The organism is Limimaricola sp. G21655-S1 (assembly GCF_027213785.1).
GTDB lineage: Bacteria > Pseudomonadota > Alphaproteobacteria > Rhodobacterales > Rhodobacteraceae > Limimaricola.
Genome location: NZ_JAPWGO010000028.1, coordinates 1 through 25763, shown reverse-complemented (window position 1 = coordinate 25763; position 25763 = coordinate 1). Strand labels below are relative to the sequence as shown.

Here is a 25763-nt window from a genome sequence, read left to right as displayed (position 1 = left end):
GCTAACAGTTCCGTTCGTAGCGGTCAGAACCGGCCATCTTGGTTGTCGGTGCCGGCCAAAGAGGTTGACGGTCTACACCGCTTGTCGGCGTTCTTCAGAAGCACGGTGAAGCGAATGCCGGATCAGCTTGCGCTGGCGGGCACGCCGATCGCGGGTTCTCAGCTGCGCGGCCATGGCGAAGTAGCCCATGACCTTCGGCAGGCAGGGGTCCTAGAAGTGATTGCGCCTGAGCTCGCGGAAAATGGTCGAGCGATGTCGGCGCAGCTACCCGTGTCATCTCGTTCACGGACACCCTGGCATGGCGTCAGCGTTCGATCTTGCGGCACTCCTCGAGCGTCAGCTGCGCGTAGACACGTCCCATACTGGAAAACTCCTGCTTGATAGGACATTGTTTCAAACAAGAGTCACGGCTGGAGGTAGCGCACGCGCCGCTTGTGAGCTCACGCTGAAGCGCAATTCCGGCAGGCTCATTCTACTCGCCTGACTGCATCGCCTCCATCAGCTTTTCCCGGAAGACTTCGGCCGGGGTCCGGTAGCCTAAGCACTTCCGAGGCGTGGCGTTGAGGCGATCGCAGATCGAAGTCAGATATCGATCCGTGATCGCCGTGGGGTCGGTCTTGCGGGGGAGATATTTTCGGAGTCGGTTGTTGGTGTTTTCGACCGTGCCTTTCTGCCACGGCGATTGCGGGTCGTAGAACCAGGGAGCCACGCCGAGACCGGCCTTGAGATGCGCCCAGGCGGTGAACTCGGTGCCGCGGTCGAAGGTGATGGAGCGGCGGGCGGGTTGGGGCAGGGCCTTCAGGCCGGAGATCAGGGTCTCCATGACGGGCTTGGAGGTCCGGTCGGCGTTCTTAGCCAAGACGGTGAAGCGGCTGACGCGCTCGACCAGGGAGGTCACGTTGGCCTTGCCGAACCCCTTGCGAAACATCACCAGGTCGCACTCCCAATGGCCGAACTGCTGGCGCTCGGAGACCTCCACGGGCCGCAGCGAAATGCTGTGTTCATTGCTGAATCTGCGACCATGGTGGCGGCGCGTGCCGCGCGGCCGGCGACGGCGGCGGTGCTCCGGCAGATGACGATAGAGCGCCTCGGATCGGCCATCTCCGGAATAGGCGTAGCGGTAGATGGTCTCGTGGCTGACGGACGTGGCGTGGCGCTCGAGCTTCATCCGACCCGCAATCTGCTCGGGCGACCAGCCGGCCTTGAGACGGTCGACCACGGCAGCCTTCACGGCCGGGTGCCGGACCAGCTTGCGATGGATGGCACGTCGCCTCTCGTAAGCTCGTTGCGCGGTCATGCCGTAGTAGCCGCTCAGATGGGGTATCTCATCATCCACGAAGCGATTGCGCCGCATCTCCCGGTAAAGCGTGGAAGGCGAGCGGCCGAGCCGCAGTGCGATCTCTTTCATCGGCAATTTTGCCTCGCGCCACCGCGCGAGTTTCTGGCGCTCTTCGAGATCCAGATGTGCGTAGCAGGTGCCCATCGATTGCTCTCCATGTAACCATCTGTTTCCATACAGAAGTTGCACTTCGAACGTGAATCCACCCACACGCACGATTTTTGCGTGTAATGAACGTTATGTAAAGAAGCAGCTGCGATCTGCAGCCGCAGCCGCAGCCGCAGCCGAGATTTGAACCAAATTCGTATCTTGGTTCGATGCTCTGCAAGTCATATTGCCCGCAAGGCATCAAATTTCTGATTAGCCCTTGATGTCCAATGACGGCCAAAGCGCTCGTTGCTGCAACGGGAGAACGCTCCGAACGATTTCGAGATACTGCTCGGCCTTCGGAATCACAGGCGTATCATCGTCCAGCTCGTAGAGCTCGATGATGCAGGACCATGGCATAGGGCAATCCTCCGCATCCTCCCCAATACTGTCCGGATCATCGATCATCGCCATGTCGAACAGAACGCGCGCTTTCCCGAAGATCACGACGCACATACGATAGTCATCATAATCAGTGTTCGCGATCATTTTGTAGCGAACCACGTCCTCGTGCACGTGCTCAGCCATATAAAGGTGTTCCAAAGCGATTTGCGCCGCACGTTCCTTCAAGCCTCCGTTCGAAAGATCCGCATAGCAGCGAAATTCGACTTCATCTTTCTCTGAGACCAAGAAGCCTTCGAGATGCCTTTCGAGCCCGGCATAATCGAAGAACCTGGCGGTGTGACATGACATCATTCCGACGATATCTCCAGGCTGCGCGCCATCAATCTGTGGCAAATTCCATTGCAGGGCGCTCATAGGACGAAAAATGCGTGCCTGAAATGACTTCTCTTCACCATGAGCAACTTCTTGATTGAAAGAAATGATATGGCCGCAGGGTCTTGTTTCTGGCTCACGCATTATTGCAGGCCCTCCGAATATTGGGCTTTCACATTTGCATTAAGAAGCTCTTTCGGCTGGGGGAATTCGATCCGGGACGCCTTCAGAGGCGAGCTGAATTCTCGCATGAACAAGAAATACGCCTTCATTTCCGAAATTGTCTGTCGCGCCGTTTCCAGCGACTTCTCGGCGTGAATGATCGCCCGGATATCGCTCACCGTTTCCGTATCGTTTTTCTGGTCGAAAACAGAGCCGATCACGACGGTAAACTTCTCGAAGTGCAATGTTTCGCATTTGCCCTCGGCCCTGCCGAGAAGGGCGAGGTAGGAGCGCGCGGGGGTATGCACCGAAAGCCAGCTGTCCGTGAGGGCCTTGACGGTGTCATGAGCCTCGGGCGTCATGTTGAAAACGGTCGCATCGCAGGTCCGACCATCTCCATTCGCCACAACGGCATACGAATATTCGGACGCCGAGCCGGTGCGATATTGCTTCCCGACGCCGTGCGCGAGGCTGATCGCAAGAAGCTCATCCTTTGCGGCAGTCTTCAAAGAACGCAGGCGCGAAAGAACACGCGTGGGAAACGTGGGTCGCGGGGGCAGGACGAAGGCGAAGGCGGGGGTGACGGTCAGCATCGTGGATCCTTTGGGTTGGTCGATTTTGGTGTTCTCAGTATCTGGGTCCGTCTGCCAAAGGCGAAAAATGGAGTTGGTCAGACGTTGGATGATCGTGCCTTGCACAGCTGGAGCCTCCGCCAACGTCCCTTCGGAGAGCCAGGCGCGCTTGGCCCCGCGAAGGCTGGGGGTGTCAGTGAGGTGTTTCGTGCAGACAGTCGCGAGAGATGTGCATGCGCCAAGCCGCAACCTCTGCGACGGCGCGGAAAGAGCTTACCTTCCAGGGAACGTTTTAAGTTATCGGGGAGCCGGGGACTGCTGTGCGCAGTCCCCGGCCGAGAGAGCAATTCAGCTGGTTTAGTAGTAGCCAGCTTCCTGATCTTCCTCGCAATCGAAGAAGGCGACGATGTCGAGATCGGGAAACTTCTCCCGCAGCGCCTCGATGATTCCGTGGGGCGGGCTCCAGGCCGTGGTGAAGCTATAGGTCGCCGTCTCCTCGTCGGTGTCCTCGAAGACGTCGATCGCCCCCCATTTCGTGCCCCAATGCGCGTCACGCCAGCAATCGGGATCAAGCCGAGCCAGTCCCTTGAATTGGGCCAGTTCCGCTTCCGACAGCGGACGGGCCACCTTCTCTCCGTCCAGACCTTCTCCTTCGATCCAGTGGCCATGGGTCTGGACTTCGCCATCGACGACAAAGTCCATTTTTCCCGATTTCATCAGGTCGAAGAAGGCTGGCTCCGGAACGACCTTCTCAAAGGCGAACATGGAGGCGTCGGACTGCACGAGTTCGTAGAACTCGGCCATGTCTTCTTCTTCGCCGGTGACAGTGATGCGGTTGTCGCAATAGTTGGGCATGGTGGTCTCCTTGGCATGCCGATAGGGACCGCTCCGCCGGTCACGGCAGAGCGAGATTTGGTTTGATTGAGAATTCCGATCTGACCCGCTTGTCCTGCGCCACCCCGGCGCAAGGCATGCCTTGCATTGCGCGGCATCACGCTGCTTGCGTCATGCCGACGATCGGGTCTTGAACAGGGTCGAGCCCCGCGGGCTTCAGTAGAGGGTGGAAGGGGTGAGCCCGATCCCCCAAGGGGGGACATCCAAATATGAGGGAACGTCCGGGCTGAAAGGCCGGGCAGGCATGCCCTGCCGATCTGCCGGGGCGCCCGGTAGGTAAGTTCGATGCATCATTCGTATTTCAGAAGGCAAAGGACGACCTGCACCGTGAAACGGCAGAGCCGCAAAACGGTGTTGAAACGAGGATTCAAACCGGGTAGCAAGCCTGTGCTAGAGAACTTGAAAGCCCTTTGGAGCCTCGGTTTCGAAGGGTTTTCTTTTGCCCGTATCTGCTCCTTGTTTTGTTCTTGTCTTGACATGGCGCGAAGGCGGCCAAGGCCCTTATGCCATTCGTGCTTGCTAAGCGTCCGAGCCGTTAGTGGTCGTCGGTGTGCTTCGCGACACGGCACGTTACTAGCTAAGAAAAAACCCTTTTGTCACGGGGGGATTCAAACCAGAGGGCTCCTCATCGCAGCTTCCCGTAAGCGCTTATGGTTGCCCAATGAAACAAGGGGAATTCCGCTCGAAACGACCACCATTGTCGGGATTTTTTCGGCACCTCGCAAACTCATCACGAACTATAACATTTCCGTGATTTTTCCGGGTCTCTTGACTTAAAATCGTGTCCGTCGATCAAAAGAGAAAACGGAGATGTTGGCAGCGACCTGGCTGCCCGAGCTTTCCCCATATGCAGCCACGGGCCGAGGCTTTGTGCTCGGCCCCTGCCCTTTCACCCTCGAAGCTCTGCCGCGATCTGCTCTGCGCGCAGCCGGTTGCGCACCGCGTCGATCCGTTCGACGAGAAGCTTCAGCGCTGACTGCAGGGCGATCAGCGCCATCGCGGCCTCGTTCGAAACTTGCTGCTCGTAGCCCCCCGAGACCGCATGCTCATCGGCGATGTAATGCCGCTTCGTGCCTTGGCGGATGGCTGCATCGAGGTCGCCCGCGAAAGTGCGGGACGCTTCGACGTCGAGCGCCGAGAAGATCGTGGTCTGCGCCAGCTCCCGGCGCAGCATCGCGGCTTGGCGCTGCTGCGAGAGCGACAGGCTCTGCGCCTTCTCGGCCTTTGCAAAAGCGGCCTCGGTGGCTTCTGCGGCATCCAGGGCATGGTTGATCCGCACTACGAGGCTGTCGCTCCCATGACACCGCTCACACATGGTAAGCCTCCGTCTCCTGCTGCGACTGCGCCGCGCAGAGCGCGTCCTTCAGGGCTTCGGAAAGCAGGCAGATATCCTCGACATGCGGCGAAGTCGGATCGATCGCCGCGAAGCATTCTGCTTCGATGCGGCCGTCGTCATGCACATGCTCGAGGCGAAGCAAGCCGAGCAGGGCCTTTGCATCGCGCGCGGTCCTGCGCGTCAGCGGCACCGGTTGACGGAGATCGTCGAGCAGGCGCTGCGCACGCAGAAGCCACGGTTGACCGCCGAGGCACCAGGCCGCGTTCTGGAGCGCGACGTCGTATTGCCAGGCGAACCGGTGCAGAGCGGAAGGGGGGATGAACGTGTCGAACATGAAATCTTTCCTTGAGATGTGGGGCCCGGCGGCACGCCGCGGGCGACAAGGCGGCCCCGTCCAGATGGGAGGGCAGCAACGGATTGGCGGTGGAGGTCTCGAGGCTCTTTTCCGGATGACTTGGGACGCATCGGATGCTGCGGGGGCTCTCACTCCGGTGAGCTCCCGCAGAAGCCGATGGCCGAAGTTGCCCCTTGTTCAGGGATCCGAGTGTTGGATGACCGCGGTCGCGCGACGGACGCGGCGCTACCCTTCCGACTGGAGGTTGATGTCTCGCCGGTCGGGCGGCTTGCAGGACAGCAGGGGCCGGTTGCGGCAATGGTTGATGGGGACCGGCGCGCAGGTGGGGCGCGCCCGACCCCAAGGCGGCCGCCGATCAGATCCGCGCGTGACGTGCCTCTGGACAAGCGCGAGCCGTGCCGCGGCGGCCCCGGTAAGCTGTCCGATGACGGCAGTATTCAAAACGGGGTGGGGCTCGAACGCAGGGTCGTCGAGCGCCACGCTCAGCCGTCGCGCCGCATCGAAGACGGTCGGCTTGCGCAGCGAAGCGCAGGCCAGCTCGTCCGGGTCAGTTACCGGCACCAGCAGGCGAGGCGCACGGGGCCGGCCGCTCGAGGTGCCATAGGCGAGCGTCGCAATGCGCTGACCGTTCTCGACATGGGTGGCGAGCACGAGCGTAGGGCGCACCTTCGGTGGCTCATCGCCGTCGCGTTCATGCGGAAAACGGTAGGCGACGATATCGCCGGCGCGCAGCGTCGATCTCCAGTCCGGTTGCGATGACTGGCAGGCAGGAAGCGTCGAATGCATGGGGCAGGATCCTTCGGAGAATTTATCTCCGCCCGTCCCGCTGGCTCGCGAGAGCGCTGATGTCCGGTCGGGCGGCACCCGTCGCGCCCGACCGGACATCAGTGACCTTGCGCGCCTCCCCGCCACTCCCAACACTCTGCTGTTCGGCTACAAAGACCTTTCAGAAAAATGCACTGGTCGTCCTAAATGTATGTTTTATTAAGATTCAAACCTTCACCTGCGGATTTTGCGATTTCGGAAGGAGACCAATTTCCCGGTCATCGCAACCGGAGACACAGCATGACCACGACCCCCATCACCCGCCCCTTCTTCGACACCGCCGCCAGCATTGCGGAAAGCTGCCTGCGGCGTCTCGAGGCGATCTGTCCGCTCGAGGCGTTCGACACGATCATCGATCCCGCCGCAGGACCCGGCGCGCTGTCGACCAGCCTGCGCAATCGGATCGCCATGGATATGGTCTCGCGCCCCGCCGGCCTCTGCGTCGCGAATTTCGCGGCCTCGATGTCCGACGGCGACTTCGGCCGTGCCTTGGTGGTCGGTAGCGCGGAGCCCGGCAGGAACGGCACGTCTGCCGTGGCGTTTTTCAACGCTGCCGCCTCTAATGCCGACACGATCGCCCTCCTCCTGCCGCGCAGTATCCGTAAGCCGAGCCAGCAGAACCGGCTCGACCCCATGTTCCACCTGATCCACGACGAGGACATCGTCGGCCTGATTACCGGCGCAGATGGCAAGGAGAGCAACGCACCCTGCACCTTCCAGATCTGGCAGCGCCGCGCCACGCCTCGGCCCAGGATCGTTCCGCCGAAGTCGCACCCTGACTTCGTCTTCAGCGGCCGCTCTGACGCCGATCTCGCAGTGCAACGGGTTGGCGCGAATGCCGGTCGGATCAAGCCGGTCGCGGAGGCCGGCAGCGTCGCCTCGCATTACTTCCTGAAGGCCGCGGACGGCCGCGCGGACGAGCTGCGTGCCCGCCTTGCCGCGATCGACTTCGATCCCCTGCGCCACCAGGTGGCCGGCATTCCGTCGATCTCCAAGGGGGATCTCGTGGCGCTCTATGAAGCCGCTCGCATTGCTGCAGGCGAGGCACCTGCCATCACCGAGGGCGTCCCTGCAAGCGCGCCTCCGGCAGCGCCACGCCCTCCCATGTCCGATCTGCCCTTCGCCGGGATGCGTCTCTTCATGCAGTTCGTCGATGGTGGCGGCGATGGGGATTTCGAGACCAGGGCGGCGGGTCCGCTTCGTCGTGATGAGTTCCTGGTCCGGATTCCGGAAATGGGCGCCATCTAACAGGCCTCCGCGGAAGCGCCGCCGCGCCTTCGATGCGCCTGGTCTCTCCGAAAACGTCGGAGCAGCAGTTCGAGACGATGCTGCTCCGGAACCAAGTGCTTTCCGTTCGGCAGTGAACCTGCCGATAACCCTCTTCGCGCTCTTTTTGCCGAGCTCGGTGGGGTGCCTTGGCATGAGCGTACCACCCCGGCCGGCGATGCCGAAGCGCCACCAGTTCGCCCTGGGAACGCGGACTTACGCGTCCCGGGCGATTGTCTTTATCGTGGCGTGGTATTTCTCGAGGGCCGCAGTGTCCCGGAAATCCGTTCGGTAGGCCTGCTGCATCCAGCGCGACGAGTGGCCGAGGAGCGCCTGAACCGCCCAAGCGGCGTCGGGGGCCTGGGTCCTGACCAGATCGGTGACGAGACTGCGCACGAGGTGGCCGGAGATCCCGAACTCTTCCTGCAAAAGCACGGCCGGGTGGTATGTCGACAGGGCCCCCTCCTCGAGGCCGAGCAGGTTGGCACCGTCGAGCTCGCGCAGCCGGTCGACCATCTGCCACCCGGGGCGGTCTGCCATGACATGGGCATCGATAATTCGGGAGGTGACCGGCCAATAGGAACCGAGTGCCTTCTTGCCGCGGGTCTTGGCCTGACGAAACTCAGCCGTCCAGTCGCCTTCCGGGGTCCGGGCGATCTCCCGGCCGATCCGGAAGGTGGAAAGGTCTCCCTGACGGTCGACGCCGTTGAGCAGCAGAGCGAAGACCACGGCCTTTCGCCGGAGCCGGCACGCGGCCGCGCCATGTGCCGGCAGATCGGCGGCCTCTTCGAGGCAGCGATGTGCGGCATGGAGGAGATCGGCCAGACCATGCTGGTCCAGGAACCTGCGGATCTTTGCATGTTTGCCCGGCGTCTCGTCCGTGGCTTCCGAGACAAGCGCGGTGTGGATCTCGGTAAAACGCCCTTCGACCTTTGCAGTGAAGAGCGCCCCGCGACGGGCAAACAGGATGACACGCTGAAAGTAGTCGGCCGCGCTGCGCATGGTGATCGGCCCTCTGCCCTCCTCGGCACGGAACAGAAAGCGCAGGAAGGCTTCGGCCAGATCGGCGCTGAACGCCTCCGGCAAGGCGACCCCCTGCTCCGCCGCCCAGACGCGTGCCGCCGCGCAAAGCCCGACGGCCTGGACGACATTTGCTCGGCCCTTGGCCGCGAGCGGCCTGTAGCGTCGGCCGTTGCGGCGCACCCGTTGATCGAGAAGCGGTTCGACCGCGGCCCAATCGATCGGCCAATTCGCCGGCTCGAGCGCGATCCGCTGTGAAACCCGAGGACGGGCTTCCTTCGCGTTATAGCGCGCGTTCAACCAGCGGTCCCAGTCCTGGCGAAGCGGCCGCGCCGGTGCCAGGGGCACCCCGGGATCGAAAGCCGCGAGCGCGTTCATCAGGGTGATGAGGCCGGTGCGGCTCGTGGTCACCGCCGCGAAATCCTCGAGCCGCACCTGCTGCGGTGCGCGGCGGGTCTTCAGCATGTGTCCATAGAAGCGCTCGAGCGCAGCCGGGCCACCCCGGGACGTGAAGCGCCCGTCGACGGCGGCGGCCGCGGCCAGTGCAGCGACATCCCGCGGCACGTTCGGCATGCGCGCGATGAGTGTCGCAACCCTGGCATCGCGCGAGTGACGGCGTGTCGGCATCAGGCCACTCCTTTCAGGTTGAGTGTGGGGTCGAGTTCGGTAAGCACCTCGGCGAAGAGATCCATGGCGGCGCGGCCCTCGCCACGGGCATAGAAGGTCTCGACGGTGCGCAGGCTGTCGGCGAGCAGCGCGGCCACGACGGCGTAATCCCCGGGGTTCTTTGCGAGGTAGAGGGTGGCTGCGACGTGGCGCATCATATGCGGTGTGAGACCAGTGAGCCCGAGCCGCGCCATGCCGCGGTTCCAGGCTTTGTTGATGAGCTGCCGGCTGACCGCCCCCGGTCCCGAGAGTGCGGGAAAGAGGTGATGGTTCGCGCAATGGCGCGGCGCTCCATTGGCATCGTCGCATGTCCTGGCCTGTCCCGCCCCGATGTCTGACATGTCTGCCGCAGCGGCGTCTTTGACGGTGGCCCGGTCACGCCAGGCCGGGCGCCCCTCGTCGATCCAGGCGGAGATCACCGCCCACAGCCAGTCGGGAATCCGCCCTTCGAGCGGCTTGCGGTTTTTTACCCGGCCCCGGCCGATATCGAGCCATGCCGAGGCCCGTTCCCGCCGGGGCGGCACGAGTTCGGGCATGTCACCCTCGGAGAGCATTTCGTGGACGTTGCGGGTCCGGAGCGGGCGCGCGAGCTGGATCGCGAGCATGGTCGCGGCCATGAAAAGATGCAGCGCCTCGGTGCGCTGGTGCGTGGTGAGGTTCTTTCGGCCCAGCAGCCGTCTTGCTTCGGCGAGCAACACGCGCGGACCCGTAACGATAGCGCGCACAACGGCGGGGTCCCGATCCACGAGCTTGACGAATGCCTCCCGGGACGCCGACATCTCGCGTGTGGCATCGGACTCCTCGCCGAGGTCGAGCCGCATGTCCTCGATCGCCCACACCAACGCCTCCCCGGCCCCGTTCCGCTCGGCGATCGTGCCGAGATCCGAAAGCCAGGTGGTGAGCGACGTGGTCTTCTTCGCGTCCTTGAGGCTTATCGCCGTTGCGCTTCGATCGAGGAACCGTTCGACCGCCGCTTCGACGTTGTCCTCGGTGAGCAGATCCATAATCGACGCGAGGCCGAGAACCGGCTCCCGCTCTGGGAAGGCGTGCCGCGCCAGCCAGGAGAGGGCCCTGCGGAACGCCTTGGCACGAGCATCCTTGTTGCGGATCGGGCGCTTCCGACCGCCCGTTTCCCGGCGCCGATTGGCCACTGGATCCGATCCGAGCCGGCCCCCGAACTGATCAGGGCGCCGCGGCGCCCGGAGAGCCCGCGAAATCACGCGTTCCAGATCGGCCTGAAACTCTGCGGTGCAGCGTGTCCAATCCATCGCGGGATCGCGCTGCGTGGGCAACGGTCCGATCGGCCGCGCCGGGAGGAGCGAGGCGATGGCAGAATGGGTGCCGCGCTCCGCGATTAACCGGTTGAAGAACCGGATCGATCGTCGGTAGCTGTCGACCTTATTCGGAGGGATATGGGCCAGCGCCGCAACGGCACCGGCGGTGTCGATACTCATCGGAGGGACCCTGCCCAGTCGCGCGCGCAGGTTCTCGATGGAGAGCGAGGCCTTGTTGGGCAGGAGGGCTTTCCCTTGGGCATCGTAGGTGTTCTCCGCGGCCGCGACATACCGGGCGACCCGCTCCCATGTGGCCGCGGCATCGGCACAGGCCGCGGCCGTCCGGGGCGTGGCCCGTTCGCGGGCCCGGCGGATGGCGGCAGAGACGCGACCTACGAAACCATCGAACGCCCGCTGTCGGGCCTCCGGGGTCCGAGCCCGGGTAAATTCTCCCGCCCAGACGATCTCTGCCGCCAGCTGTTCCCATTCCACCACGTCTGCCGAGATTTGTGACAGGCGTCGGCCTGTCAGGCGTTCGATCCGGCCGAACGACGACTCGTAGGCCTTGGCCGAGCTTTCGCTGTAGAGTTCGGGAAGGAGCAAATAGACGTCGAGCAGCGTCTCGATACGAAGGGTGCGTTCAGTCACGGGTTTGTCCTTTCATCGGGGCGAAAGCCCGTTCATGCATAGGCAGATGAACGGGACGCCCACGCAGATTTGGGCCGTAAACCTTGTGGGGCGTTCTGTTCGAACGTCCGTAAAATACGGTTTTTCAAGGGGACTCCGTTCAAGACGGTGCAGACGGGCGCGTGCACGCGGCATCATGTCCATGTCGCCATCCACCGATCGACCTCGGCGGGCACGAAGCGAAAGCTGAGACCCACGCGTCGGGCGGAGAGGGAGCCGCATTTCGCCTTTCTCAAGATTGTGTCGCGGCTCATTTCGGCGCGGCGGGCCACCTCCTCCGGGGTCATGAGATCGGCCATGTAGGCTGTCTCGAACCCCTTCGGGGGCAGACCTCCCTCGAAACGGAACACCGCTGGCCAGAGATACCGGACATGGCGACCATCGCGGATCGGGACGAGCAGGCCGTCAGCTTCGGCCCGCCAGAAGAAGCTGTCCGATCCGTGCCGCCAACGCGCGATCAGCCGCGCGCGGCTGAGAAGCTGCTCCATGCCGCACCCGGCTGTTTTGTCGGGGATGGTCTTTTTATTTTTGGTCACCGGTAGGTCTCCGTCGTGGTGTCGCACGGGACCTCGGATCAGCCGCGCAAGCGCGGAAAAGATTCTGCGAATTTTCTACTCAAGCGTGACGGCGCTGGTTCTTGCGACCGTGGGCATTGTCCCCGGTCATGATGTCAGGGAGGCCCGGTCTCCTGGCCTTGAGGCGTTACACGGGGCCCCTTCGGCGAAGCTGCATAAGGTGTGTTCGTGTCGTGAAATACGTAGGCAACGTCGTCATCGACCTGCTCTCGTTCGTGGGTCTCAACCCGGACCAGCATGAGCGACACCCCTCCGATAGCTGGCTAAACCCGCGCATCGTGCGCCGAACAGGCCTTCATGCTTCGACGGCCTTACGCTCACCAGAGGTGGTATGGTGGCAGCGTTATCTGGACATGAGGTGCTCTCAACCACCCCGACCGTTCAGTCTTTCAGGGCCGTCGATCACGCTGGCTGGCGGAACCGCATGGCTGCGCAGACCGCCGGTTCCTGATGTCCGCAGGCCTGCCCAAAGACGCGTCTGAACGGAATTCGTCCTCCACCGACGATGCCTCCTCTTCAATGTTGAAAAGAGATCGGGATGCGCCGCGAATTTCTGTCCGGCACCGGCGCGTTGTGGCTGCCTCGTTGGTGCATTCGTCGTGCTTGTGCACCATAGCCACGGTGATTTCAGGTGCAGCTGACATTTGTGGATGGTGGCCAGAAGACGCTGCCAGCACCAGCGGCGCCACGTGATGACCATGCGATGTGGGGTTTCGCGAACACCAAGCGCCGCCCAGACATCGCTCTGCGGCGCGGCAGGGCATACACGATGTTTTCGGCTTGCCGAGATCGCGGCTCTCACGATCGCCCATGGCGCATGGAACGCCGGCAGCCCTTGCGACGTTCCGGAGCTTTTCGAAGACCCCCACCGGTTTGCGAAGTCCCGCGCGCCGACGGTGTTGGTCGGCGTGTCATTTCGCACCCGCCTGCCCGGGCTGGCAGCCCTTGTTCCGGATCATGCGGTCCAGCAAAGCGCGCAGCCCCGTGTTCTCCCCTGCACCACTGGGCCATTTCCCATGCCCGGCAGAGCAGAACCTGGCCGCGGCCGAAGCTCCGGGCCGTGCACGTTGGTGAGCACATCTGCCGTGGTCATCGTCCTCTCCATTAGGACGAGGCCGCCGCGGCCCCTGACACGGAGGGCGCCGCGACGGCGATCGCCAAGACAATTCACCTGCGTTGCTGGGCTCGAAAACCCCGGAGGAGATCAATTGGTGGAGGTCGTGCTTCAAGCGGACCAGTAGCACACCACGGGGTCCGAAGCCGTGACAGCCTCGTGCAGCCTTTCAAGAATCCGTCGGTAGGCCGCCCGGAGTTCCGAGGTGTCATGATCGTATTCATGGCTCCAACAAATCCGTTCGAACTCCGCCTCCGAAAGCGCAGCTTCCGCGCGCGCGACCTCTGTGTCATCGGTGTCCCACTGGCAGGCCACCGCTTCGACCATCCAGTCTTCGATCTGGAAATCGGTACTGTCGTCCTCGGACGGGGGGAGGTCCAATTCAAAGAAGCTGTTGGCGAACTGGCTATGATTGCGCAAGTAGGCGATCTCGGTTTGTGCGCGACGTTTGACGAAGCCCATATCAAGACCCATGGGTCTGTCCTTTCAGTTTTCAATGTCGTGAACGGAAGGGATCCGCCGCGACAGCGGATCCGTTGACGTGCCCCGATGGCATGCTCCCGGCCGGGGGGAACTGACCCGGCAAACGGGATCTGGGTCCATGGCGGAAAGCCGGAAACAAACCGCCTGAAATCACGCGGGCATTCAGTGTCGCGCCAGGGCCTGCAGCAAGAGGAAAGCCCGCAAAGGCAGACAGCCTCGCCCTCCAGGACAACCGCTCCCACTGACTAGTAGATGTCTGCAATTCATTTTGGGCGGCTGGACGAGCAGGCTGCCCTTCGGAGGGTCCAGGTCCGTAGCTCCTTCGCCCTATTCCCTGTGTTCACCGGGCTCGGGCGGCAGGAGGCCTTTTCGGACCTGCAGGGCATATGTTGAACCGCCCTATCTGAAGAGGAAGCAGGGGCAGAGTCTCCCCAAACACCGATCGTGTCTCACCGACCGGTATAAGCGCCGGCTTTTGGGGAGGTCCGGTTTGGTCATTGAGCCAGCGAAAGCCTTTTCACCCCACGCCCGTCCAACGTCGTTGAGAGCGTCCTCTAAAATATCCGCGGGCCAGCCGGGGGCTCATGGACCTGCTGGTGCAAGCCGATGTCACCAGATTGGCCCGGCACACCGGTGGCGCCTCCTGCATGCCCGTCCGGTCCATCTCACGCGTAGCCCTCCTGAGCAATCCGGGTGACGTAGGAGGCTACTGCCTCGACGCGATCCTCCCGCAGCAGGTCCGCCGCGGTTCGGCCACCGAAGGACGCGAGGGGCCATGTCGAAACCCCAGCATAGGCTTCAGAAAATGAGCCAGCCCATGGGACGACCTGCACGAGGACTTCAATCAGATCCCTGAGTCTGCGCTGCGTTTCCGGCGTTTCCAGCCGTGCACGCTCACTCAGCGCTTCCTCCGGCTGGTCGAGAACGAGCGCGAGTTCGGCCCTGCTCAGGCCGAGCACTTCGAGACGGTCATCGATGTCAACCTTGCCATTGGGCCGTATCAGATCTTGCGCGCTCGGGAACGGGGGGAACGGGTCAGCCATGCCGAGAAGCATAGGCTCGTTTTGCGGCATGCGCAGCCAGCTGCAGAAATCAGCTGATACCACCTTGTCTCGGCCGAGCATGGCTCCGTCAGGCAGACAGGCCATGCCGCACAGGCTGCGACCGCATAAAAATCTTCTCCCCAATTCAAGTCATTGAAATCTAATAGCTAATTAGGAACAAACCCGCTTCTGGGTTTGGGCTCTCGGATCAATTTCCCCCTCGCAGACAACGAGGGACACGATCCATGACCACCAAGAGCAAACCCGCCGGCACCTCCTACGTTTCCACCGCCGCGGAGATGAGCCAGTATTACACCAACACGCAGCTTGCGGCTGCCTACGTGGAGCGGGTTCTGGCGCGCTACGTCGCCAACCCTTTCGACACCATCATCGAACCCTCCGCCGGCACCGGCGCCTTTTCACGCCATCTCGGGCCCAACTGCATCGCGCTCGACCTCGATCCGAAGGCGCCGGGCATCATCGATGCCGACTTCCTGAGCTGGTCGCCCACGGGCCCCCTGGGCCGCACCCTGATCATCGGCAATCCACCCTTCCGCAACAATACGGCACTCGCTTTTCTGAACCATGCAGCCAGCCTCGCCGACGTCGTCGCACTCATCCTGCCAGCGTCGTTTTGCAAGATGACCATGCAGAACCGCGTCGACACGCGCCTGCACCTCGTGCACGAGGAGGAGGTGCCGCAGGATGCCTTCATCTACGAAGGCAAGACCGTTCATGTCCCTTGTGTGCTGCAGATCTGGGAGCGCCGCTCGGAACCACGCCAGTTGCATGCGCTCGAGACTGAGCATCCGCATTTCGAACGCTGCAGCCAAGCCGAAGCGGATCTCGTGATCCGGCGCGTGGGCGCGCATGCCGGTCAGCTGAAGCCGGTCGACCAGAACTGGAGCCCGCAGTCCAACATCTTTCTGCGGGCCACCGGCTGCAACCCGAAGGCGCTGGAGGAGCGTTTCGCGCGTCTCGATATGTCGAAGCATGCCCGCAACGGCGCCGGCGGCGGTTCGATCAACATGAGCGAGATCATCGAACTTTACGTAGCGGCTTTGGCCGAGGAAGCTCGGACCGTAACTGCTGACCCCGCAGTGTCGATGCCGCGGCAGATCGCACAGGAGGTGCCCGCCGCCCCTGAAACACAGTCGGTCGATGAGGCTGACAGGGCCGCGCAGCAGGCAACGCCCGGCGCGCCGGCACATTGTGAGCCCAACGACGGCGTGACTGCGACTGCGGCTGGGGGGAAGCGCAACATGCCCGAAGCCGACGCCGCTGTGCTGTTCGACCGGGTGGTCATTGATGACATTGCCGGAGGTGCACCGACCCGGGAGGCCATCGCGCGTTTCAATTCAGCCGCGGCGGAAGCACAGTCCATCACGATCACGGTGCCGCTCAGCTTCCGGAAGACGAGCGTGCAGAACCAGCTCGACTCGGCCTTCCACCTTGTCGATGACATCGAGGCCACGGTGCAGATGGTGGGATCCAACGGTCGGCCGCGCGAGCGGCGCTGCGCGATCCAGATCTGGGAGCGTCGCGCCAAGCCGCGACCACGGCCTGCACTGGAAACGCGGCATCCTGACTACGAGTTCTGCAGCCGGGCCGAGGCCGACTTTGCGATCCAGCGCGTGGGTGGACGTGCCGGTCGGCTGAAGATGCTCGATGACGCCGGGAGCGCGCAGTCCCATCTGTTCCTGCGTGCCATGGCCTGCAGCCCAGCTGAGCTGTGGGCCCGCTTCGACGTCATCGATTTCGATATGGTGCGGCACAACACCGCCGCCGTGCCGTCGATCGCGAAGTCGGAACTCGTGGCCCTGTATGACGCCAGCCGCAGGCTTTGCCATACCGCAGATGACCAGGTCAGGACGCGCGAGACCTGCTCCTGCGGCGCCGAGGAGGTGGCGAGTGGTTGAAAACAAGGTCAGGGAGATTGAGACGAATGTGGAGGCTGTTCTCAGCCTCCGCACTACCGCTTCTCAGTGTCAATTACTTCACCAAGAATGATGCCGACCGTTCTTCAGTAATACCCCGATATGAACCTCTGTGGGTTATCGTAGAAGGCTTCGATCTCGACCTCACAAAAGACCCTTCTCAGAGCCCGGACAATTCCGCGAGGGGGGCCGCCCCGGGTGACGAACCTGATGGTTCCCGTGTCTTTTTTGTGATGAACCTTTGCATGAATAGCATTGCTTTCAGATCCCCAGAAGGTCGCCGCCCATTCTGCATGAGTTTGATATGGCTGACTGTCGAATTCAGCCGCCTCCTCTGCCGTGAAAGGGCGCTCTTCGATGACGCCTGACAGTTCGTCGCGACGTTTATACGAGTTAGCATGGACGACATGCTGCCCGTCGACAACGAATGTCACGTATTTCCGTTCGTTGAGGTGACTCAGGATATCGGGAGACCGAATGATGTAATCAAAATCGACGGGTCCGTTCGGGCCGGAAAGATACTGGTAGAAGGCGTGGATATCCATGGTATTCTTGAATGAGACGTCCAGCCGGTTATTGTATGTGAGCATGATGAATTTGTTTCCTTGCAGCATTCAGCCGATCTGGCGGCTTGGTTTCAGGCGTCATTGCCTGGCAAGGAGAAGATTGGTCGTTCGCTCGAAGCGAAAAACTTTTTTGGGGGTTTGCGGCTCTACAAAGGAAATGCTTCCCGATCTTCCGAACCGAGCTGTCTGTCCCACCAAGTATGTTTTCCGAGATAGGTGCCTTGGCCCGGGCGTTCCGAGGAAAATTCCCGTTTCCAACGCAGGCTGACGTCAAGCGAAACCGGACGTGTCATAGCCAAGCTCTTACCCCCTCCTCATGTTTCAGGGGCGTTCGCAAGGCATGTCGATGTCAGCCGCCGCCTTGGTTTGCTGCCTTACGCGTAACCGCTGAGGGCAATGCGGGAAACATAGAACCTGATGGCTTCGGCGCGTCCTTCTCGGACCAGATCCGCCGCGGTCCGGCCACCGAAAGATGGCAGGGGCTGCGTCGAGAACCAAGCGAACGCCCGGGAGAGGGATCCGGCCCACGGCGTGACCCGCACGAGGATCTCAACCAAATCCCGAAGTCTTTGTTGCGAGACCTCCGACGACAGACGCTGGGCCGTGGACAAGGACCCCGGCGACATGCCGAGCACGCATGCAAGTTCGGTCCTGGTCAGGTGCAGCGCTTCGAGGAGCGCGTCGAGCGCCACCGTGCCATCTGACAGGGTCAGGTCCTGCGAGGTCGGGCTTGGATGAGATGCGATAGCCATTCTGCCAGTATAGCGTCTGTCCCCCGACAGACGAAGTCGGCCTGCATGAAACGCGGACGGGAACTGGAGGCTGTCTTGGAACGGACAGAAAGCCTGCACACCCTTACATCACGTTTGGCATATTTGCATTTATCTACAAGTTTGCTGTATAGCATTAAAACTACAAGAATGGCATATAAGTAGATGCTACAAGCATGACATGTGGGGCAGGCATGGACGCGAGTATATTCCGGAACGTGAAAACCTTGGGCCATCAGCTCCGTCAGGCGCGCAAGGCGAAGGGATGGTCGCAGGGCGATCTGGCCCGGCAGGCCGGCACGGACCCGCGCCAGATCTCGCGGATCGAGACGGCCGCCCATGAACCCAAGCTGAGCCTTCTTCTCGCCGTGGTGGCGGCGCTCGAGCTGGACCTCGGCCTCGTGCCCCGGCGAGGGGCCTCCCCCCAAGCGGCGCGGCCCAGGCCCGAGGATATCTTTTGATGGGGCGCAGATCGCTCACCCACACGCTCGACGTCTATCTCAACGGGCGGCTCGCAGGATATTATGGTTATCGCTCCTCCGCCGGCGCGAGCTTTCGCTACGACGAGGCCTGGCTGGGATGGGAGTTCCGCTTTCCGATCTCGCGGTCCCTGCCCTTGGTGTCTTCGACCCAGAACGGGGACCACGTGGATGCGGTCTTCGAGAACCTGCTTCCCGATGTTCCTGAACTGCGACGGGTGATCGCGGAGCGCACGGAAGCGCGCAGCGATCGCACCCACGACCTCCTCGCCGCGATCGGCCAGGATTGCGTGGGGGCAATGCAGTTCCTGCCCCATGGGGTGACGCCGGCCGACCCGTTCCGGATCGAGGGCACGCCGCAATCCGAGGCCCAGATCGCGGAAACCCTCAGATCGCTCAGCACGACGCCGCTCGGTATAAATCCGGAAGAGCCCTTCCGGATCTCGCTCGCAGGCGCGCAGGAAAAGACCGCATACCTCAAGCATGATGGTGCCTGGCTAAGGCCGACCGGGCTGACCCCCACGACGCATATCTTCAAAAGACCCATGGGCGTGGTCGGCGGCGGTCTCGACCTTACCAAGAGTGTCGAGAACGAGTTCTTCTGCCTGCGTCTCGCGCGGGAAATGGGGCTCGAGGCGACCCAGGCTGAGATCCACCACTTCGAGGAGCAGATCACGCTCGTGGTCGAGCGGTTCGATCGGCGACCGCGGCGGGCGGGCGGGCTGGTGCGCGTCCCTCAGGAGGATTTCCTTCAGGCCATGGGCCGCTTTTCCGGGCAGAAGTATCAGCAGCATGGCGGCCCTTCGATGAGGGAGTGCTTCGCGCTGCTGCGGCAGTCCGACGATCCGATCGCGGACCAGGCCGCATTCCTGAAGGCGCAGCTCTTCAACTGGATGATCGCCGGGATCGACGGGCATGCAAAGAACTTCTCCATCTTCCTCGAGGGCGATGGATTCCGGCTGACCCCGCTTTACGACATCATGAGCGCGGCGCCGCAGCAGCTTCGCTCGACGTTCCGGCATAAGGATCTGCAACTGGCCATGTCGGTGGGCCGGCGCGGTCATTACCGACTGGATCGGATCGTGCCGCGTCATTTCGACGAGACGGCCCGCAAGGCCGGCGTGCCCCTGGAGGCCCGGCTGCGCGCCTTCAAGGCGCTTGCGGCGGCGGCGCCCGGTGCGCTCTCCCGCGCGTCGGAAGGGTTGCCAGAAGGCTATCCCGTCGAGATCGCGGAGCAGATCGTGGCCTATGCCACGGATCGCCTGCGCCTGCTGAGGGACTATGCCGATGGGCTGCAGTAGATCCGCGGCAAGGGCGGCAAAATGAGGGGCGGAAGCGCCCGTCACTGATTTGCGCACCAGCGCCAGGGAGGCCTCCTGTCCCGATGCGGCCGATTGTATCGCGCAGACTGGCCACTTCCTTCATCGCAGCAACCGACCTTCTCAACACGACGCTCAGAAGAGCTTGTCAGCGCAATCCGTCGCCTTGGATATCGTGCGTCCGACGCCGTTGCGTTGCATGGGAAACCGGGCCTCTCCGCGGAACGAGAAGACCTCTCTCGAGATCAGGAGCTTCGATCTCAACGCCGTCCGGGGCGCAATGGGTCTTCATGCAGGTCTGCGCATTCAGGCCGAGTTGAACACGGCCAGACGAAATAGGTGCACAGGCTGGCCGGCTCCAGGGGCAGGCCAGCCCGCCTCGATCTCAAGGCCCACCGGAAGCGGCGGGGTCATCCGAGGTGATCCTCGCGTGGTCACCGAGACGACCTGACCGCCGCAAGTCTTTCCGGTGAGAGGCCCGGCCGAGTCAGGGTCAGAACGCGCGTGCGGCCTCGCGTTCGGCCGTCAGGCGGTCGGCATAGCGTTCCTGACAGTCACGAAAGTGCTTGTAGGCTTCTGACACGCGACGCAGTTCGTTGAGGCGCGGCTCCCAGGCCAGATCGTCATACCGCGTATCCTCCTGCATCGCGCGGTCACCATAACCCGGGCGTTCGATGTTGAGCGCGCGACGCAGCGCGTCGCCCATGGCCGCCACGCCGTCGAGGTCGACCCCCTTGATCAACTGACCCTCATCGAGCTGGTTGAACGTGGCGGTCCAGGAGGGGCGTGTGGTCCTGTGGGCTTCGATCCCGGCGTCGCGCCAGAGGCGCGCGAAGACGCGACCGCTGCGGATGGCATGAAAGGCGAGGTCTTCGAGGGAGTTGGATGTCGTCATCGGTCACGTCCTTGTCTTGGAAAAGATCGAAGGTCCCGAGATCGACAGCCATGCAACCGCGTGCCGCTCTCCAGCGGATCAAACCGATAGAAGCAGAACGTAGTCCGCTGTTCGTCTCGGGCCTTCGTCAAGACAGGCCCGAGACGACCGGCGGACTATGAGTGGGCATCATGAAATTGGGGGCATTTCTCGAGCGTCGTGGCAATCGCACATGCGCTCAATCAGGAGATCGCCGCGAGCGCGTTTCGTGCGCTCCCGCCGGACAGCCGCGGGATCGTCGGGCCCATCAGCACAACCCAGTCGAACTTTGCGAAGCAATTCAGCGGTGAAGGTTCTCCCGTCTTCCCCTCCCTCCAGAGAGAGGGCGGAGGAACAGGAGGACGTTTAGGCCTTCAGCAGCAAGGTCACCCTGTTACTATCCTGATCGACTTTCTCACTGCCGTCCTGGGGCTCACGCCCATCCTGTCTTTCCCAGCCCATTTCAAAGTCCGAGGTCGATCTCGGGATCCACCGTGCCGCGAGCTTTCTTGAAGGCGACTGGAAACCGATCGTGCGCCTCATGGCGGCGGAAATTGCCGTTCTCAGATGGCCGCCCCCTGAACCGTCGAAGCCCGGTCAGGATACCTCCCAGACGTCTCCGGCGGATAAAGGTGACGACAGGACCGCCCTTGGCGTGGAGATCGATGCGAGCGCCGGCTCTGAGCCCGAGCTTACGGACGAAGGCGGCGGGGATCCTGACGGCGAGCACATTGCCCCATTTGCAGATCCTTGGCATGTTGTCCGCCCTTCCTCGGCGTGATCCGGTCTCTCATGCTATCATGCAACATCGAATGCAGGAGAGCCCATGACCACCTTCGAGATCATCCTCTCTGTCGCCTCCGTCGTCGTCGCCATCGGGGTGAGCCTTTGGATGCGGCACCTCGGAAACACCGCCGGACGGGATCGGCCAAGGGATCCAGAGCGCCTCCAGCGCTTTCTCGACTCCGCGCCATACGAGAACCTCGACAAGGTCATGCGGCCGGGCTGGCGCGACCGCGATTGAATGGGGGCGACAATTCAGCTCGGACTTCCTCTTGGCGCCTCGCGGCTTCGCGGTGGCATCCCTGTGCAAAGCGTGACCGATCGATGGGGTGAGGCCAGTGCCGCCAATGGAGGCAAACGCCATCCGGCGAAGCTCCACCCCGTCTGCCTGGAAGCCGGTCACGACCTGTCCTTCCGGCGTCTCTGCCCGGTGTCGGACGACGACCAGTTCTGTCCGGGCCGACACCGACGGCGCCTCCCGTGCTCCATTGTCGGCGCCCGATCGCTCCCCCTGGATTCTGGCGAGGTTCTCGGCGCCTGTCGTGCGCGTGGGCGTGTTTGGAGACGACTGACCAGTTGTCCGGGTAACTCCCTCTCCCTCCCCGAGCCTTCGGCAGAGCAAAGCTCCTTGTAGTGGGCACGAACCTGTCTCACCAAGATGCTCTCGGGCTTCCCGCATGTTTGACGTCTCTGCCTCGGCCTTCTGCCGGCGATACCAGGTGGCCCGCGAAATCCCCTGCGCCTCCCACGGCTTCGTGCGGGATGTTGCGTTCGAAGCGAGATAGCGCGCGCGTGTCACGGCTCCGGAGTTCGATCGGCGCATCCGCTGCTTGTCGGCTTTCCGACGCTTGCGTTCGGTGAGCGAGAAGATCTGCCGCAGGCCGAGCGCACGCGCGATCTCGTCCGAGACGCAGAGCAGGTCGGCAAGCGTCTCGCCGGCATAATGATAGCGGCCGTCCGACATCGGTGATCCGCTTCGGGGAAGCGCTGCCCTTTCCGCGGCATGCTTGGCGATGGCGCCCACCTCGTTGGTGGAGAGCCCCGGGGTCGCGATGCTCGCCATCGCATGGGTTCGCGCGTCGACATCCCCGGGGTTCTCTTGATGCGTCAGGCAGGTGGCCCACAGGTGCAGCCATGTGTTCCGGTGGCCGACCGGCACACGACCGCCCCAGGCATCCAGCAGGCGCTCCAAGTCTTCCTGAATTGCGACGAAGCGCTGGCCGGGGCTCAGCCTGGACCGGCGCGACCCGCCCTGCCCCGAAGACGCCTTCTGTCTCTTTCGGGCCTGCAGTTCCCGGCGGGTCGGTCGACCGGAGGCGATGTAGATCCGGTCCGCAAAATCTTCGAAGGAATGGCGTTGCAGGCTTCCGCCAAGGATTTCGACCGTGCGGCCACTCTTGAGGTTGATCGAGCCCGGAATTCGGAACACCCGGGCGGTGTCGCAGCAGCGAGGGTCCGCGCCATAACGCCTATACAGGCCGATGAGCGCCTTCTGCGCCGCGCTCCAGCGCCGCCTGGCCCTCGGGGGCAGGTCATTGATCAACCAGATGGCCGCAAGCCCGCGCCCCGTGAAGTTCACGAAGGACGGGACCGGCAGACCGCGGCGCTCGACGTCGCGGGTGAACGCCTGCGCCCATGCCGCCGGATCCGAGGCGAGGGTCCGAGGCGCGAGGTCGACGTCGAGGTCAAGGTAAAGGGCATTCAGGGCGGCCAGCCGCCGGTCCCGACGCGGGCCATGAAACCGGTTCAGGGTGATGTAGGCGGCTGTGTCAACGCAGCACTCGGCGATCCAGGGCGCCTCATAGGTCCGGTAAATTCTGCTGTGCATCCGCATTCCGGTTACGGCCGTCATGATCGTCGGCTTTCCGATCGCAGTGATCGGATGGAGCAGCTTCACGTAGTCTGCCGTGGTCAGCTGCTGCGCCACCGGCTGGGCGTCGAGGAGATGAGCGGGATCCAGATGTTCCATGCCCGGGAACTGGGTTCATGGCACGGGCTTGAGAAATGTCCGTCAAGAAACGCTGCGCCGTGGATGGCCGCAGTATTTCGACGGTTCGGTTTCCCGGGCCAGGGTGCGCGAATAGGGTCGGTTCCGCCGGACTGGTAGGTTGGGCGGACAGCGTCGTTCGCTGCGGGTGCGAAAAGCGGTCTGTCGAGAGACGCAAAGCTGACCCCTCAACTGAAACCGTCTCATACCTTCATTTTTGTCCCTCCCCGACTGCGCCCGTCATTCTTCCCCTGCGCGCGTTGCGATGGAGGATCTCGACAACGACGTTGTCCTTAGCCGCCCTGCTTCAGGAGGAACGCCTTCCGCGCGTCCGAAAACTTCGATGCCTTCATGGCTTCGCTCCTCGTCTCAGCCGGGTATAGCCCAAAACTCCAGTTTCAGATGGTCGCGTTTTCAGGGGGCAGAGCACTCTGTCTCGACGAGGCCGACGCGGCCGCACTTGATGAGAGTCGGCGAGGCGGTCGACGGTTCTCGAAGAATTTTCCGCATGATGAAGTTGGTGAGGTCGCAAAGAATGCGCTCGCCATCATTCTGACCGAGAACGCGCCGAACCTGGCGGTCGGATTGATTAGCTCGAAGAGCGCCACGTCGACCTTCGAAACCCGCGTGGTGTTCGATCATGTGAAGCCGGTTGTCGGACCACGCTATGATAGCCTTCTCAACGCTATTGACGCTCCTTCCCTGCGTCAAAGGCGCGATGGCATGCGGGCTCTCGAGCCTGGGCTCCATAGTTTCTCGCCCAAGTTGGGCTTGGCGTTCCTCACGCAGCTCGCCGCGTCCGAGGAGGCCATTGGCGCTCTCAGGAGCATCGCGACGCTCGTACAAAGGCCGAGGCGGATCACCGATGCCCGCGCGCTACAGGACGACGCGGTCCGCTTGGCCATCAAGGCCTTTGGTGGCTCGGACGAAGCATCGCATCTTGCGCTGAACGAGGGGGGCGCGACGGCCCTCGGCACTGTGCGACTGCTCGAAGATGCCGTAATAGAGCACGATGCGCGTTTTATCTCAGGCCTTCGGCTCGCCGACAGCGACCTGACTGGGCGTGCGAGGTTTGAGGGGCGGGATCGCACCCTTGAGGTTCTGACCGCAAACAAGAGGCCGCTCGAAGAGCTGTTCGGGGTCGATCTGATCTATCTGAACCGTCGGCGCGGCTCGATCGTCATGGTGCAGTACAAGATGCTCGAGCGAGGGAAATCGCGGAAGCGATCCGTGAAGTCCGGGTCGTCCACCGTCGAGGTCGATGACGGCCATGATTGGCTGCTGCGGGTCGATGAGCAGCTCGAGGATGAGATTGCGCGGATGAAGCGCTTTGATCGTGATATGTCGCCAAGTGGGTCCTACCGTTTGAACGCCGGCGCCTTCTTTTTGAAGTTCATGCGCCGGAACGCCGAGGCCAAGTCTGCTGGTTTTTTGATCAGTCTCGACCATTTCGAGGGGCTACGTGCCGAAAACAAGCTCGTGGGTCCGAGGGGCGGCATGCGCCTCAGCTACCGCGAACTCGACGGCCACTATTTGCGGTCAGGAGGGTTCGCCGAACTTGTGCAGTCCGGCTATGTCGGAACGCGCGATGCGACGACCGCGCATCTGCAAGCCCTCGTCGAGCGCACTCTATCCGGCGGACATGCCGCTGTCGTGGCGATCGAGTCCGCGCTGACGTCACCTGCTTAGCATAACATTCGCGGGTATTCCGGGTCGCTGCCACCTTCGCGTCGCTCGCATACTGTGAACCAGCATCGAAAACTGGCGCCGTAGCGGCGTGATCGGCGTTCGAGAATGACCGTTTCCCTCCGTCATTGAGAGCTGCCCATTCACCGGGCATCCGCTCTATCCCGCATAGCTGACGGCCGCGAGATGACCAATGCTGTGCGCAGCCGCCGATAACCGCTCTCAGGACGCCGCGGCGCAGCCCTGGCGGGGCCTGCAAAGGTCCGGAATGGGCCGGGAGAAGTCTTGGGAGGGAAGGGCGGACATTCGCCGCGCATCTTTCAGGCGTCCGATCATGAGAACGCAGTCAGTTCATAGTTCGGCCATGCCCGAACTCGGCGACTTAGGAATGTCCCCCAGCTGCTCCCACGTGATCCGTTAACGCTCTGGTTGCGGTTGCAGGCAACTGAGACGATCCTTCTGCATCTCCGGACTTGGTCTGGGACGGATTTACTGGGGTAACACAAACGAAACAGGTACTTCTGTAGGTCGGCTCTCGGCAAGCGCGAGTTTGACAAACCGGAAGTTGTAATCTTACCAAGATCCATAGGTTGTCTGGAACGCCGGTTTATGAAGCTCAAAGATGTTATTCGGCTCGAGAAAACGGTTGTCAGCTATGGTCAATGGTCAAATGGCGAGATTGATCGCGCTTCATGGCCTCTGCGACGCAAGAAGCTGAAACTTTCGCCGGACTGGCAATGGCGTGTTATATCCCTTCGTTCCGGTGAGCGTTGTCAGGCGACACGACAAACTGGCCCTGTGGCGACACGAGGAACTGGCCCCCTCGATAAGCCATGAGGGGATACTGG

The 25763-nt window shown here is 62.6% G+C and carries 22 protein-coding genes; 5 read left to right on the top strand and 17 right to left on the bottom strand.

Features of this window, described 5'->3' with window-relative positions; translation table 11 throughout:
- Nucleotides 1-472: 472 nt before the first annotated feature.
- The 7 genes from O4G76_RS18290 to O4G76_RS18260 all read right to left on the bottom strand — a co-directional run bounded on the left by O4G76_RS18290 (nt 473) and on the right by O4G76_RS18260 (nt 6308).
- Nucleotides 473-1483, bottom strand: coding sequence for an IS30 family transposase (locus tag O4G76_RS18290; RefSeq protein WP_099278666.1), 1011 nt, complete (start codon nt 1481-1483; stop codon nt 473-475).
- Nucleotides 1484-1699: 216 nt separating this feature from the next.
- Complete coding sequence (locus O4G76_RS18285; protein WP_162620616.1) at nt 1700-2347, bottom strand: hypothetical protein; 648 nt, start codon at nt 2345-2347, stop codon at nt 1700-1702.
- Entirely contained in the window at nt 2347-2958 is a 612-nt protein-coding gene (locus tag O4G76_RS18280; RefSeq protein WP_099278664.1) for a hypothetical protein, read from the bottom strand. Before O4G76_RS18280 ends, O4G76_RS18285 begins: the two co-directional genes overlap by 1 nt.
- A gap of 336 nt (nt 2959-3294) precedes the next feature.
- On the bottom strand, nt 3295-3792 hold the full coding sequence (locus O4G76_RS18275; RefSeq protein WP_099278663.1) for a hypothetical protein: 498 nt from the start codon (nt 3790-3792) through the stop codon (nt 3295-3297).
- A 928-nt stretch (nt 3793-4720) separates the two neighbouring features.
- The gene (locus O4G76_RS18270; protein ID WP_162620615.1) at nt 4721-5146 is read right to left on the bottom strand and encodes a hypothetical protein; all 426 of its coding nucleotides are present in this window, start codon (nt 5144-5146) and stop codon (nt 4721-4723) included.
- Nucleotides 5139-5501, bottom strand: a complete 363-nt coding sequence (locus O4G76_RS18265) for a hypothetical protein (RefSeq protein WP_099278661.1) — start codon at nt 5499-5501, stop codon at nt 5139-5141. Before O4G76_RS18265 ends, O4G76_RS18270 begins: the two co-directional genes overlap by 8 nt.
- 246 nt (nt 5502-5747) lie before the next feature.
- Nucleotides 5748-6308 carry a type II toxin-antitoxin system PemK/MazF family toxin gene (locus O4G76_RS18260; RefSeq protein WP_099278660.1) on the bottom strand — a complete coding sequence of 187 codons (561 nt, stop codon included), beginning with the start codon at nt 6306-6308 and terminating at the stop codon, nt 5748-5750.
- 279 nt (nt 6309-6587) lie between these two features.
- Between O4G76_RS18260 and O4G76_RS18255 the strand changes: the two genes are divergently transcribed.
- Entirely contained in the window at nt 6588-7595 is a 1008-nt protein-coding gene (locus O4G76_RS18255) for a hypothetical protein (RefSeq protein WP_269398657.1), read from the top strand.
- A 234-nt stretch (nt 7596-7829) separates the two neighbouring features.
- Here O4G76_RS18255 and O4G76_RS18250 read toward each other — a convergent pair whose 3' ends face one another.
- From O4G76_RS18250 to O4G76_RS18230, 5 genes are all read right to left on the bottom strand, one after another.
- A complete protein-coding gene (locus tag O4G76_RS18250; protein WP_099278588.1) occupies nt 7830-9260 on the bottom strand; it encodes a hypothetical protein in 1431 nt (476 codons plus the stop codon).
- Nucleotides 9260-11221 carry a site-specific integrase gene (locus O4G76_RS18245; protein ID WP_099278589.1) on the bottom strand — a complete coding sequence of 654 codons (1962 nt, stop codon included), beginning with the start codon at nt 11219-11221 and terminating at the stop codon, nt 9260-9262. The genes O4G76_RS18250 and O4G76_RS18245 overlap by 1 nt, the downstream gene beginning before the upstream one ends.
- A gap of 173 nt (nt 11222-11394) precedes the next feature.
- On the bottom strand, nt 11395-11748 hold the full coding sequence (locus O4G76_RS18240) for an excisionase family DNA-binding protein (protein WP_099278590.1): 354 nt from the start codon (nt 11746-11748) through the stop codon (nt 11395-11397).
- A gap of 1312 nt (nt 11749-13060) precedes the next feature.
- On the bottom strand, nt 13061-13423 hold the full coding sequence (locus tag O4G76_RS18235; RefSeq protein ID WP_099278591.1) for a hypothetical protein: 363 nt from the start codon (nt 13421-13423) through the stop codon (nt 13061-13063).
- Between the two features lie 674 nt (nt 13424-14097).
- Nucleotides 14098-14580: a hypothetical protein gene (locus tag O4G76_RS18230; RefSeq protein WP_269398656.1), complete on the bottom strand. Its 483-nt coding sequence runs from the start codon at nt 14578-14580 to the stop codon at nt 14098-14100.
- A 140-nt stretch (nt 14581-14720) separates the two neighbouring features.
- Here O4G76_RS18230 and O4G76_RS18225 point away from each other — a divergent pair, with 140 nt between their 5' ends.
- Complete coding sequence (locus O4G76_RS18225) at nt 14721-16394, top strand: hypothetical protein (protein WP_099278593.1); 1674 nt, start codon at nt 14721-14723, stop codon at nt 16392-16394.
- 104 nt (nt 16395-16498) lie between these two features.
- On the opposite strand, the gene O4G76_RS18220 is transcribed toward O4G76_RS18225, so the two are convergent.
- Both O4G76_RS18220 and O4G76_RS18215 read right to left on the bottom strand, forming a co-directional pair.
- Nucleotides 16499-17026 (bottom strand): hypothetical protein, encoded by a 528-nt coding sequence (locus O4G76_RS18220; RefSeq protein WP_162620601.1) that lies wholly within the window; start codon nt 17024-17026, stop codon nt 16499-16501.
- A gap of 326 nt (nt 17027-17352) precedes the next feature.
- Nucleotides 17353-17730, bottom strand: coding sequence for an antitoxin Xre/MbcA/ParS toxin-binding domain-containing protein (locus tag O4G76_RS18215; RefSeq protein WP_099278595.1), 378 nt, complete (start codon nt 17728-17730; stop codon nt 17353-17355).
- A gap of 245 nt (nt 17731-17975) precedes the next feature.
- Between O4G76_RS18215 and O4G76_RS18210 the strand changes: the two genes are divergently transcribed.
- Entirely contained in the window at nt 17976-18209 is a 234-nt protein-coding gene (locus O4G76_RS18210) for a helix-turn-helix transcriptional regulator (RefSeq protein ID WP_306467372.1), read from the top strand.
- On the top strand, nt 18209-19528 hold the full coding sequence (locus O4G76_RS18205) for a HipA domain-containing protein (protein ID WP_099278597.1): 1320 nt from the start codon (nt 18209-18211) through the stop codon (nt 19526-19528). Before O4G76_RS18210 ends, O4G76_RS18205 begins: the two co-directional genes overlap by 1 nt.
- 511 nt (nt 19529-20039) lie before the next feature.
- Here the strand turns inward: O4G76_RS18205 and O4G76_RS18200 are convergent.
- From O4G76_RS18200 to O4G76_RS18190, 3 genes are all read right to left on the bottom strand, one after another.
- Nucleotides 20040-20441: a hypothetical protein gene (locus tag O4G76_RS18200; RefSeq protein ID WP_099278598.1), complete on the bottom strand. Its 402-nt coding sequence runs from the start codon at nt 20439-20441 to the stop codon at nt 20040-20042.
- A 481-nt stretch (nt 20442-20922) separates the two neighbouring features.
- A complete protein-coding gene (locus tag O4G76_RS21945; protein ID WP_099278599.1) occupies nt 20923-21216 on the bottom strand; it encodes an AbrB/MazE/SpoVT family DNA-binding domain-containing protein in 294 nt (97 codons plus the stop codon).
- A gap of 33 nt (nt 21217-21249) precedes the next feature.
- Nucleotides 21250-23211 carry a hypothetical protein gene (locus O4G76_RS18190; RefSeq protein ID WP_099278600.1) on the bottom strand — a complete coding sequence of 654 codons (1962 nt, stop codon included), beginning with the start codon at nt 23209-23211 and terminating at the stop codon, nt 21250-21252.
- Between the two features lie 369 nt (nt 23212-23580).
- Between O4G76_RS18190 and O4G76_RS18185 the strand changes: the two genes are divergently transcribed.
- On the top strand, nt 23581-24918 hold the full coding sequence (locus O4G76_RS18185) for a hypothetical protein (RefSeq protein WP_162620602.1): 1338 nt from the start codon (nt 23581-23583) through the stop codon (nt 24916-24918).
- Nucleotides 24919-25763 lie beyond the last annotated feature (845 nt).